The 11,522-nt window shown below is 69.8% G+C and carries 12 protein-coding genes; 5 read left to right on the forward strand and 7 right to left on the reverse strand.

Annotated elements, in window-relative coordinates; translation table 11 throughout:
* Window positions 1–804: histidinol-phosphate transaminase (locus AB1609_06670; protein MEW6046148.1), on the reverse strand; the 804-nt coding region annotated here is incomplete at its 3' end.
* A 218-nt stretch (window positions 805–1,022) separates the two neighbouring features.
* Here AB1609_06670 and AB1609_06675 point away from each other — a divergent pair.
* The gene (locus AB1609_06675; protein ID MEW6046149.1) at window positions 1,023–1,673 is read left to right on the forward strand and encodes a cyclodeaminase/cyclohydrolase family protein; all 651 of its coding nucleotides are present in this window, start codon (window positions 1,023–1,025) and stop codon (window positions 1,671–1,673) included.
* On the opposite strand, the gene udp is transcribed toward AB1609_06675, so the two are convergent.
* Genes udp through AB1609_06690 form a run of 3 tightly spaced genes read right to left on the reverse strand, consistent with a single transcriptional unit; the run spans window position 1,638 to window position 3,429 of the window.
* The gene (gene udp / locus AB1609_06680) at window positions 1,638–2,465 is read right to left on the reverse strand and encodes a uridine phosphorylase (GenBank protein MEW6046150.1); all 828 of its coding nucleotides are present in this window, start codon (window positions 2,463–2,465) and stop codon (window positions 1,638–1,640) included. The genes AB1609_06675 and udp overlap by 36 nt on opposite strands.
* A 21-nt stretch (window positions 2,466–2,486) precedes the next feature.
* The gene (locus AB1609_06685; protein MEW6046151.1) at window positions 2,487–3,197 is read right to left on the reverse strand and encodes a metallophosphoesterase family protein; all 711 of its coding nucleotides are present in this window, start codon (window positions 3,195–3,197) and stop codon (window positions 2,487–2,489) included.
* Window positions 3,198–3,213: 16 nt separating this feature from the next.
* Window positions 3,214–3,429, reverse strand: coding sequence for a Trm112 family protein (locus AB1609_06690; protein MEW6046152.1), 216 nt, complete (start codon window positions 3,427–3,429; stop codon window positions 3,214–3,216).
* 141 nt (window positions 3,430–3,570) lie between these two features.
* Between AB1609_06690 and AB1609_06695 the strand changes: the two genes are divergently transcribed.
* Window positions 3,571–4,803, forward strand: coding sequence for a LysM domain-containing protein (locus AB1609_06695; protein ID MEW6046153.1), 1,233 nt, complete (start codon window positions 3,571–3,573; stop codon window positions 4,801–4,803).
* 15 nt (window positions 4,804–4,818) lie between these two features.
* Here the strand turns inward: AB1609_06695 and lepB are convergent, their stop codons facing one another.
* Together lepB and AB1609_06705 are read right to left on the reverse strand one after the other, a co-directional pair.
* Window positions 4,819–5,481 carry a signal peptidase I gene (gene lepB, locus AB1609_06700; protein MEW6046154.1) on the reverse strand — a complete coding sequence of 221 codons (663 nt, stop codon included), beginning with the start codon at window positions 5,479–5,481 and terminating at the stop codon, window positions 4,819–4,821.
* A 94-nt stretch (window positions 5,482–5,575) separates the two neighbouring features.
* The gene (locus AB1609_06705) at window positions 5,576–6,181 is read right to left on the reverse strand and encodes a YpiB family protein (protein MEW6046155.1); all 606 of its coding nucleotides are present in this window, start codon (window positions 6,179–6,181) and stop codon (window positions 5,576–5,578) included.
* 297 nt (window positions 6,182–6,478) lie between these two features.
* On the opposite strand from AB1609_06705, the gene AB1609_06710 reads away from it, so the two are divergent.
* From AB1609_06710 to AB1609_06720, 3 genes are read left to right on the forward strand one after another with little or no spacing between them, the layout of a single operon-like run.
* Window positions 6,479–7,804 (forward strand): hypothetical protein, encoded by a 1,326-nt coding sequence (locus AB1609_06710; GenBank protein ID MEW6046156.1) that lies wholly within the window; start codon window positions 6,479–6,481, stop codon window positions 7,802–7,804.
* Window positions 7,801–8,085, forward strand: coding sequence for a DUF6504 family protein (locus AB1609_06715; GenBank protein MEW6046157.1), 285 nt, complete (start codon window positions 7,801–7,803; stop codon window positions 8,083–8,085). The genes AB1609_06710 and AB1609_06715 overlap by 4 nt, the downstream gene beginning before the upstream one ends.
* A gap of 3 nt (window positions 8,086–8,088) precedes the next feature.
* Entirely contained in the window at window positions 8,089–11,301 is a 3,213-nt protein-coding gene (locus AB1609_06720) for a DNA polymerase III subunit alpha (GenBank protein ID MEW6046158.1), read from the forward strand.
* Between the two features lie 10 nt (window positions 11,302–11,311).
* Here AB1609_06720 and AB1609_06725 read toward each other — a convergent pair.
* On the reverse strand, window positions 11,312–11,522 hold a 211-nt coding region (locus AB1609_06725), incomplete at its 5' end, for a spore germination protein GerW family protein (protein ID MEW6046159.1).

Below are 11,522 nucleotides of genomic sequence, written 5' to 3' on the forward strand. Positions count from 1 at the left end.
CGCCACGGGGGCGGGGGCAAGCGCGTACCCCACCCGCAGCCCGGCCAGGCCGTACGCTTTGGAGAACGTGCGCAGCACCACGACCGGCTCGCCCCGCCGCACCAGGCCGGCGCCGTCCGGATAAGCGGGATTCGAAACGAACTCCGCGTAAGCCTCGTCCAGCACCAGCGCCGAACCGTCGGGAACGGCGGCAACCAGGCGCTCCACTTCGGCTGCTGTTAGAATGGCGCCCGTGGGATTGTTGGGATTCGCCACGAAGGCCACGCGTGCGCCGTGGACCAGGGCTCGTGCCATGCCCTCGACATCGATGGCCGCCCCGTTCATCGGCACCTTCTCCACGTCCGCACCGGAGAGCCGGGCAGCGATCTCGTACGCGGCGAAGGTGATCGCCGGTATGGCTGCAAGGCACCCGGGGCCGAGCAGCACCTGGGCCACGAGCGTGATGACGTTGTCGGTGCCGTTGGCCACCACGATCTGCTCTTCCGGGAGGTCCCACCGGCGGGAGAGAGCCGCCCGAAGCCTGCGGCACTCGGAATCGGGGTAACGATGCGCCTCCCAGGCCGCCCGCGACACGGCCTCCACAGCCCGGGGAGAAGGCCCCAGCGGGTTTTCGTTGGAGGATAGCTTGACCGGCGCCTCATCCGCCGCTTGCGGCCCTGCGGCTGCCTGCGCGGTGGCCTGTGGGGCGCCGCTTGGCGTGCGCCTGTCCTTCAGGTCTTCGGCGGAAAGTCCGGGGATATAACGGGGCAGCCGCTCCAGTTCGGGTCTGAGGTGGTAGGCGCGATCCGGCCGGGAAGGCGCCATATGCGGTCCTCCTCTTTGCTGCCTTTCAGTGCGCAACTTCGACCCGGAGTCTCCTGCATCCTCTCCTGGCGGCAACTTCGAGGGATTTCCGGCGGGGTGCGCGTCGCTACTGCCCGGCCCGCCAGTGGCAGGCGGCACGGCCGTGCTGTACGATTTACGGCAGAACGGCGCCGGGCCCGGCAGGTAGCCCCCGGCGCGCAGGTGGGCTTGCAAGAGGCATGTTGGACGTTGCAGAACTGGCGACCCGGCGGCTCGTGGCCATGCTCGCGTCGTCCGACCCCGTACCGGGCGGAGGGTGTGCGGCAGCGGTGGCGGGCGCCCAGGGTGCCGCGCTCGTCGCGATGGTAGCGCGGCTGGCCCTGCGGCGCACCGAGGAAGAGGAGGTTGCCAACCGGCTGGAGGAGAGCGCCCGCCAGGCCGATCGGCTTGGCGAACACCTCCTTGAACTCGCCTCCCAGGACGTCGAGGCGTACACCCAGGTGATGCGGGCGTACCGCCTCCCGAAGGGCACCGAGGAGGAGAAGGAGGCGCGCAGCCGGGCCATCCACCAGGCGCTCATCCACGCCGCGCAGGTGCCCATGGAGTCCGTGCGGGCAGGCGTGGCGGGCCTGGAGATCCTCGCCGAAGTCTTGCCGCTCGTACCCTCGTCGGCGCTGTCGGACGCCGGCGTGGCAGGCTGGATGTTCAGGTCCTGCGTGGAGGGGGCCGCTCTCAACGTGCGCGCCAACTGGCAGTCCATGCGTTCGGCGCCGCCCGAGGGATTGCGCCAGCTTGAGGACCTCGTGGCTCAGAGCCGCAAGCTCTTCGAACAGCTCCGCCAGCGCCTGGGGGCCTTAGCCAACGGAGGGGTACCACCAGCGGCGTCCTGAACGGCTCATCTTGTCGTCCCACTGCGCCAGGATGCGGACGGCCTCCGTCGCCGTGCGCGCCGACTCCTCGATGCCGCCGTAGGTGAGTTCGTTGGTGGAGCGGTTGGCCACGACGGCCATGACGCCGCCAGCCCGCAGCCCGAAGAGGCCGGCCAGCGTGAAGATGGTGGCGGCCTCCATCTCGAAGATCAAGACCCGGGCCCGCCGCAGGTTCTCCAGGCGTTCGTCCGTCCAGGTCTGGGTGTAGTTGCTCCACCCCGGGCGGCTCTGCCCGGCGTGGAACGTGGCGGTGCTGGCCGCCACGCCCACGTGGTAGCGGTAGCCCAGCCTCTCGGCAGCCTCCACCAGCGCCGCGACCACCTGATAGTGAGCCGCGGCAGGGTAGGCAAGGTCCACGTAGTCGGCGGATGCGCCGTCGTACCGTGCGGCGGCGGAGACGATGACCAGGTCGCCGCAACGGATGTCGGGCTGGATCGCCCCGCACGTGCCGACCCGGATGAAGGTGTCGGCCCCGACCTCCGCCAGCTCCTCGACCGCTATGGCCGTCGAGGGCCCGCCGATGCCGGTGGAGGTGGAGGATAGGGTCACGCCCCCGGTTCGTCCCGTGTACGTGGTGTACTCCCGGTGGCGCGCCACCGGTTGCGATTCGTCCCACATGGACGCGATGAGGGGCACGCGGTCGGGGTCCCCCGGGAGCAGGACGTAACGTGCCACCTGCCCCGGCGCGCACCGGATGTGGTACTGCACGCCACCCGCCTGGGGGCGGGTGGCCTCGGAATGCCAGCGTTTCATCGAACCGCTTCCCCCAAACCTCTACAGCGTGACGCGGTCGGGCGGCAGCCCCCGCCGGATGGCCACGCCCCAGCGCTGGGCACCCGGCATGCCCGCCTGCTCCGCCTCGGCGGCCGCGGCCTCGACGTCGTAGGCCACCCGCCGGTGCTCGGCGTGCCACCCGGTGGGTGGGTCGTACGTCATCACGGCGTAGCAGGCTCTGGGATCCCCGTCGAAGGGCAGCCCCACCGCGCCCGCACCCACCACGGTGACCCGGTGAAGCGCCGCGACCGAGGGCCAGTGGTCGTGCCCGTGCACCACCACCGCGGCGCCGGCCGATCCGAACAGGCGCTCCAGTCCCTCCTCCTGTGTGTAGTGCGGCAGTGCCCGGGCCGGGTCGTCGGGGGTGCTGTGAACCACGAGAAGGGCGTCCTTCGACCCCGGCGGCTCGATGCGATACTGCAGTGGAAGGTGCTCGAGGAAGGCCAGGTCCCCGTCTGAGAGCCTTGATCTTGCCCAGCGAATCCACGGGAGGTCCGGCGCGGGGTCCTGCACCACCGTCAGGTCCGTGTTGCCCACCACGCACGCAAAGCCCACCTGCCGCAGGCGGGCAATGACCCGCTCCGGAAACGGCCCGCCCCATGCCACGTCTCCGGCGCACACCGCCACGTCGGCGCGGCCCGCCATGTCCGCCAGCACCGCCTCCAGCGCCCGGACGTTACCGTGGACGTCAGAGAAGATGGCCACCCGCACCTGAGGTCCACCCCCTTCACTCGGGCGCAGGCTCGAGCGGTTCCAGGGAGTCCACCGGGACGTCGGCGTACTTGTCCCCTTCCTCGATGAGCAGGATGGGAATGCCGTCCCGGATAGGATACTTGCGCCGGCAATCCGGGTTCTGGCAGACCAGCCAGGTTTGCTTTTCCAGCGAGAACGGGTGGCGACAGGAAGGGCAAACCAGGATTTCCAGAAGTTCCTTGAAGGTCACCGCTCCACTTCCCTTCCGGCACCTTCAATCCTGTATACGCTCCGAAGAGGAGTCTTGTCCACCCGAACGGAACAAGTGCTTACGCACGCACACACAAGCCCCCTCACTCTCTTCGTACGTAAACCAGGGAGGGCAAAGCGGGTGTCAGAACGGTCGGAGGACTTACTTTGGCGAAAAGGACCTTCCGACCTGCCGCCCGGTGAGGAGCCCGGCGCCGAGCGCACCCAGTTGGTGGGCCAGGAGGGCCACGCGCAGGCAGGCCTTCCCCGCATCTACGTTGCCAGGGACGTGATGGCTGCCGTGGAGTCCTGGGCGCGCCGGCCCGGGCTGGAGGCGTCGGCCGGGGTGCTGATGGGGCGGGCGCTCGTCAACCGGGCCGGGCAGCGGTTCGTGCTCATCGACGGGGCCATCGAGGCACCCGAGGTGGAGGCGGCCAGCCGGTCGGTCAAGTTCACCCCCCGGGCCTGGAAGAGCCTGCGGGCGGCCGCCGGGTCGGGCTTCGCCAACCGTGAGATCATCGGGTGGTTCCACTCGCGGCCGGACGAACCGCTGTACCTCTCTCCTTACGAAACGTTCGTCCACCAGACACACTTCGGCGCCCCGTGGCAGGTGGCGCTGGTCTTCGACCCCGCCAGCGGGCAGCACGCGTTCTGGGGGTGGAACGGCGAGGTCCTCGACCGGGCGGTTGGCTTCCGCCTCTGGGAGGCACCCGCGTCCGTCACCCTGAGCGCCCGGGACCTCGAACGCCTGGGCCACTACTCCCAGCCGGTCGAGCAGGCAGCCGCGGCCCGGGAGGGTACGCCCGCCGCCGGGCCCTGGGAACGCGGTACCTGGCCCGTGAGCCGTGCGCAGGCCCTCGCCGCCAGCCGCCGGGGGCGTGGCGCCGCAGCGGCTCGCCCGGCCTGGCAGCAGGTCACGAGGGCCATCCAGGGTATCACGGTGCTGGTGCTGGTCTTCGTGGGCGCCATGATGGCGCGCTGGGGGGTCGAACAGGTCTGGCCCCGTTTTGCCGGAGGCCCGCCCCAGCCCGCCCAGGAGGTCATCGGGGGCGGCCCGGCAACGCCGGTCGTGCCGCAGCTTCCGCCCAAACCGGGACAGGCGGCTTCCCCCGCGACCCCGGCTGCGCCTGCGCCGTCACCCCCTTCGGGTTCGGCGCCGCCGTCCGCTCCCGAGGGCAGCGCCGCACCGGCGCTGGAAAGCTACGAGGTCCAGCCCGGCGACACGCTGTGGGCCATCGCCGAACGCTTCTACGGGGACCCCGAGGCGTACCGGTGGCTTGCGCAGGCGAACGGGATCGGCGATCCGAACCTGCTCAGGCCCGGGCAGCGTTTGGTGCTGCCGCCGCAGGGCGATCAGAGGCCGCGGCGCAAGTAGGCCTCGCGGCCCCGGTCATGGAGTGGCGGGGGCTGCCTGCGCCGCGCCCGGCGGCGGGGACGCCACGCTCGTGAAGGTGGAAGGCGTCCTGATGATGCTCATCCTCGGAAGCGGCCAGTAGCGCCACACGGCCCGCCCTTCGATGAGTTCCCGCGGGACGAAGCCCACCCGGGGGTCTCGGCTGTCCTCACTGTTGTTGCGGTTGTCGCCCATCACGAAGTAGTGCCCCGGCGAGACCTGCACGGGACCGTAGTGATGGAGCGTCGGCGCGTCCAGGTACGGCTCATCCAGCGCCGTGCCGTTCAGGTACACCCGGCCATCCCGCGTCTCGACCCAGTCTCCAGGTACGGCGATGACTCGCTTGATGAAGTGCTCCCGGGGATTCATGGGGTAGCGAAAGACCACGATCTCGCCGCGCTGCGGCTCGCGGAAGCGGTAGGTCAGCTTGTCGACCATGAGCTTCTCGCCGTCGTGCAACGTGGGCATCATGGACGGCCCATCCACCGTAAAGGCGCGGGCGACGAAGGTCATGATGAGCAGGGCCAGCACCGCGGCGCCGCCTACGGTCTTCATCAGCTCCACCAGGGCGGACGCTAGGCCCGACCCGGCGCTGCTCCTGGCCGGCTCCCGCCGCCCATGAGCCGACCTCCCGCCTCCCCGGGAAGGAGCGGAACGCATGCCCTCATCCCTTTCAAAAGCGCGCGAAATCCCCGAAGCACGGCCGGAAGTTTCGCTTCGGGCCAGGGAGGTTCCTCTTGAGCGCGTTGGAGGCCTAGATGTCCCAGAGGCAGCGCTGGCGCACCGTGTTGTACAGCGGGGCCGTGCGCGCAAACCCCTCCCGGTCGCGGTTCTTCAGCTGCTCCTCCAGTTCCTGGCGCAAGGTGATGGCGAGCAGCAGCAGATCCACTTGTTCCCGCACGATGTCGCTCAGGGCGGCCTCGACGCGGCGCCTCTGGTCGCTTCGCACGGGCATGGCGGGGTTGGGTTCCAGCACGGCCCGGTACCATGGGGGTATCTCGCCGGCGAACGCAAACGCCGCGTAGAGGCGGCCACGCAGATGCTGCAGCGCCTCGATGGCCTGGATGGGGTCCTGAACGCGAAGGGCGCAGGTGCGGTGGAGTTCTCGGACCAGCCGGCCGTTGACGATGCTGACCTCTTCACGCTGGTGGGCGCCCAGCTCGAGTTCGAAGCCGATCTCGGGGCTTCCGTCCTCGGCGATGAGCAGCGTGTTGGGCAGGAAGTCCCGCTCGGCTACGAAGCTCACCCGTTCCAAGAGGCCTGGCGCCTCCAGCAGGTGCTGCAGAAAGTACAGGCTGGCCGGGTTTTTGAGAGGAAACCGGCTAAAGCGAAGGACCGCTTCGCGCTTGGCCTTGAGCATCTTGCGTACAGCGCGGCCTGAAGCTGTCGCTTCAGGCCTGCTGGTTGCCCCCCGTGCTGTAAAGCGATTCGACAAAATGGACCCTCAGGCCGGGATGCTCGTCAGAACCCCCTCTTGGGTGTGTCAGACAGTATTCTCTCCAGGTGGCGGCGATTCCTGCGAATGAGAACGAGCATGAAATGCCTGCCGTGAGTGGAAGGGAATGCCACCCGCTCCTTCCTCTCCCTTGACCCCGAACACACATTCGCGGTACAATAGGCGTGCAAGCCGAACATGTGTTTCCATGGGGGTTCCGGCATGGCTACGCTTGCTTACCTATACGCACCGCACATCAGCGCTGACATCGAACAGGCAATCGAGCCGGCCCTGCGGGGGCGGCCTCTGGTCATGGAGGAGAAGGGGCGCGTCGCCGACTGCTCCTGGGAGGCGGCAGCCCTGGGCGTTGAGGCCGGTGTCCCGCTGCGCCAGGCGCGCCTGGCCTGCCCGGATCTGGAGGTGCGGACGCTGCGCCCGGACCGCGCCCGCCGGCACATCGAGTCCGTCTGGGAAGCCCTGGCCAGCGCAGGCGCCGCGGTGGAGCCCGACACCTCCGGCGGGGCTTTTGTCGAACCGCCGCGCGGCCTGGCCCTCCCGCAGGGCCTGGCCGCACCGGTGCGGGTCGGACTTCCCGCCACCTCGGTGATCGGGACCGGCCCTACCCGTCTCGTGGCCAAGGCGGCCGCCCTGGAGGAGGCGGAGCGCCTGCACCGGATGCTGCCGCGGATCCAGCCTGACCGGCTCCGCAGTACCGGGGTCTTCGTGCGGCACGTCGAGCCGGACGCCGCCCGCACCTTTCTGGAGGGCCTCCCGATGCGACACTTCTGGATCTGCCCGCACGCCATCCAGCTACAGCTTACCCTGCTCGGCTTCAGGACCGTGGGGGAGGTGGCGCGCCTGGGCCCGGAGGCGCTGACGGAGCGCTTTGGCCCCATCGGATGGGATCTCTGGCAGAAAAGCCGCGGCGTTGACCCCTCGCCGGTGCTGCCGGCCTACCCTCCCCCATCGGTGGCGAGAGGCTTGGACCTGGACGGCTCCGGCTTCTCCCTGACGGAGCAGGGCGCTGCCCTGGCCGAACAGGTACGCCGGTGGGCACTTGAACTGGGGGCGGAACTGGAGTCGAGGATGCAACTGGCCCTGACGCTGGGCATCCGGCTGACGCTGACGGCCCCCCGCCGGCAACCCGCCCTCCGGGACGCGCCCCGCGGCGCATGGTCCGCTGCAGGTGGGTGGGTTACGCTCAGCGAGGCGATCCGCCTCAGCGAGCAACGCCGGCAGGCCCGGGCGTTTACGGATCTTGCGGTGAGGTTGCTCCAGCGCCTTGTCCGGCAGGCGCGCTTCTGGCTTCAGGCGGGCGCCTCTCCCCTCCGGCTGGATCTCGTCGCCGCCCCCCTTCAGCCTGCCCGGCCCCGCCAGGCTTCCCTGATGGGGCCGGGTGAGCCGCCCCGCCCGGCCCGGATGAGCCAGGCGATCCAGGCCGTCTGCCGGCAGGTGGGGCCGGGTGCCATCCGCGCCGCGTCCGGCGAAAGCCTGACCCGTCGGGAAGCCATGCTGACCCTCGTCGAACAGGGAGTGGGCCTGCCTTGAGCCGGCGCATCGAGGAGCCTGTCCAGGCCTGCGGCGCCCTGCACCCCCGGCCCGGCACACCCTGCCCCCATTCGCCCTGCGCGGCGCCGGCCTGCTTCGTCTGGCGGGGCCGGAGGATTGCCGTCCGGGAGTGCCTGGACGAGTGGTACGAGACGGGGCGCTGGTGGGACGGTGAGGGCGAAAAGCGGTTCGTTCAGGTGCTGACGGCCGACCGGGGCATCTACGAACTCGGGTACGACGTGGCCACGGGCCAGTGGCAGCTCTACCGGGTTGTGGACTGAGAGATGGCTTCTCCGGAGTTCGTGCACCTGCACGTTCACACCCCTTTCTCCTTCCTGGACGGCGCCAGCTCCATCGAGGCCCTGCTGGATCGAGCCGGCGCTTTGGGGATGCGGGCACTTGCCATCACCGACCACGACGGTTTGAGCGGGGCGGTGCGCTTCGTACAACAGGCCCAAGCCCGTGGGATCAAGCCCATCGTCGGCACCGAACTGACGCTGGAAGGCGGCTACCACCTGACGCTTTTGGTGCAAAACCGCACCGGCTACGCCAATCTGTGCCGCATCCTCACCGATGCCCACCTCGGCTCGCCGCGCCGCTCGCCCCGCGCCCGGTGGGAGAGCATCGCACGCTTCAGCGACGGCCTCATCGCGCTCACGGGGTGCCGGCGGGGGGAGCTCGCCACCCGGCTCCTGAAGGGCCAGGAGCGGGAGGCGCGCCGGGCGCTGCAGCGCTACCGGGAGGTCTTCAAGGATCGCCTCTTCGTGGAGCTTCAGGACCTGCGCCTCCCAAAGAGCCGCCATCTGGCCCGGCGCCTGGCCGAACTGGCCGGCGCGGCGGGTGTGCCCGTGGCGGCCACCAACGACGTCCACCACGCCCGAAAGGCCGACTTTCCGGTGCACGACGTGCTGAGTTGCGTGCGCACCCTGACCCGGCTCGAGTCGGTGCACCCCGAACGGCGCCTCAACGCCGAGCAGTACCTCAAGTCGCCGAAGGAGATGGCCGAGCTCTTTGCAGACCTCCCCGAGGCGCTGGCCAACACGTGCCGCATCGCGCAAGTATGCGACGAAAACGTGCTGCCCCTGGGGGAGAAGCTCTTCCCCTCCTACCCGGTGCCGCCCGGCGAGACGGCCGCAGGGCTTTTGCGCCGGCTCACGTACGAGGGCGCGGCAAAGCGCCACGGGCAGCTCACCGAGGCCCTCCGCCACCGCCTGGACCACGAGCTTCACATCATCGAGGCACTGGGCGTCGAGGATTACTTTTTGGTGGCGCACGACATCGTCCAGTTCGCCCGCCGCCGCGGCATCCGCACCGCCGGGCGCGGCTCGGCCGCCGACTCGGCCGTCGCCTATGCGCTGTTCCTTACCGACGTGGACGCCGCCGGCCGGGGGCTCTTGTTTGAGCGCTTCCTGAGCCTGGAGCGGGCCCAGAAGCCAGACATCGACATCGACTTTGACGCCCGCCGCCGGGACGAGGTGGCCGCGTACGTCTACGAACGGTTCGGCGCCGATCACGTGGCCTCGGTGGCGACTTATAACACCTTCCAGGCCCGTTCGGCGCTGCGGGACATTGGCAAGGCGATGGGCTACCCCGAGGCGGAACTCCACGCTCTGGCCAGCCGGTTCCCCCACATCCCGGCCGGCGCCATCCGCCACGCTGCGGCGCGCCTGCCGGAACTGCGCAAAAGCGAGCTGCTCAGGCCCCCGCCGGGACATAACGGCCACCGCTACGAGCTGCTCTTCGACCTGGCCGAGGCGGTCGCCGGCTTTCCCCGCCACCTCGGAACGCACCTCGGCGGCCTCATCATCAGCGATCAGCCCATCGCCGAACTGGTTCCGCTCCAGATGGCCGCCAAAGGAGTGGTGGTGGCGCAGTTCGACAAGGACGACGTGGAGGCCATGGGCTTCATCAAGCTCGATCTCCTCAGCCTGCGGATGCTGGGCGCCGTGGACGACACGGTCACCCTGATTGCTCATGGCGAAAGGGCTCATGGCGGCGGCTTCTCCTACGACCACATCCCCCTGGACGATCGGGACACCTACCGGATGCTCAACGAGGGCGACACCGTCGGGGTCTTCCAGCTCGAAAGCCCCGCCCAGCGCGCCCTGCAGAGCCGGCTGGGCGCGGAGCACATCGAAGACATCGTCGCAAGCGTCGCCCTCATCCGCCCCGGCCCCATCAAGGGCAACATGGTGGAACCCTTCATCGCCCGCCGCCGGGGCCATCAAGCCGTCTCCTACATCCACCCCGCCCTCGAACGGATCCTGAAGAAGACGTACGGGGTCGTGCTCTTCCAGGAACAGGTCATCGAGATCGCCACCGCCGTGGCCGGCTTCTCACCCGGGGAGTCCGACCGGTTGCGACGGGCCATGACGCACTTCCGCTCCGAGAAGGAGATGGAGGCCATCGGCGAGCTTTTCCTGCAGCGCGCCCGAGCGCGCGGGGTGCCGCCCGACGTCGCCCGGACCGTCTTCTCCTACATCGTCGGCTACGCCGGCTACGGGTTCTGCGAGGCGCATGCGGCGGCGTTCGCCACCACCGCTTATAAGACCGCTTATCTCTTGCGCCACTATCCCGCCCAGTTCTACGCGGCGCTCCTCAACAACCAGCCCATGGGTTTCTACCCGCCCCACACGCTGGTCACCGAGGCCCGCCGGCGCGGCGTGGCCGTGCTAGGGCCGGACGTGAACCAAAGCGGCGCGCATTACCAGGTGGTGAAGCTCCCGCCGGATGGCGGCACCGCCATCCGAACGCCGCTCAAGGTGGTGCGGAGCCTGGGAGAGCAGGGCGCCCGGGCCATCCTCGACGAGCGGGCGCAGGGCGGGCCGTACCGGTCGCTTTTCGATCTGTGCCGGCGGGTGGCCCTCCCCCGTGACGCCCTGGAGGCCCTGATCATGGCCGGCGCCCTGGACTCGCTTTCGCCCAACCGCCGCTCACTGCTCTGGCACTTGCCCTCCGTGATGGCGCAGGCCCGGCAGGCCCGGGATCCGGGCGGCGAAGGCGATGCGACCCTTCAGGCGAACCTGCCCCTTCCCGCACCGGTCGGCGAGGCGGTGCCACCCGGTTTTTCAGACGCGGCCACCCATCTGGAGGACTTCCCGCCTTTTGAAAAGCTGGCGCTGGAACTGTACGCGATGGGCTTCTCCCCCGACAAGCACCTGATGGCCTTCGTGAGGCCGGCGCTGAAGCGGCGGGGGGTTCTCACCACGCAGGAGGTACGGCGCCGGGCGAAGGGGGAGCGGGTACAGGTAGCCGGGCTTGTCGTTCGGCCCCACCGCCCGCCTACCCGGAGCGGCCGCATCGTCGTCTTCCTGACCCTCGAAGACGAGGAGGGGCTGCTCGACGCCACCGTCTTCGAGGACGTCTACCAGCGCTTCGGCCACCACATCTTCACCCGGCCGGCGCTCGTCATCACCGGACAGGTCGAGAAGCGGGGCCAGGGCATCAGCGTCACCACCCACCGGGTCGAACCGCTACCCCTGACCCCCGCCTCCTGAGGCCAGGCCCTCACGAAGCCTCTTCGGTCTTCTCTTCCGTGCGGCCCTTGCCCATCTGGGCGCCGAGCTTTTGAACCAGCTCGGGCACCAGGTCCACCAGCTTCTCCAGCGCGCCGCGGCCGCCCAGCGAGTAAACCCGAAGCTCACCGTCCACGATGGCGGCCAGCGCGTTCGGTACCAGGCGCATCCCCAGTCCCCCGCCGCCGCCCGTGCCCTCGCCC

Source organism: Bacillota bacterium (genome assembly GCA_040754675.1).
Taxonomy (GTDB): Bacteria; Bacillota; Limnochordia; order Limnochordales; family Geochordaceae; genus Geochorda.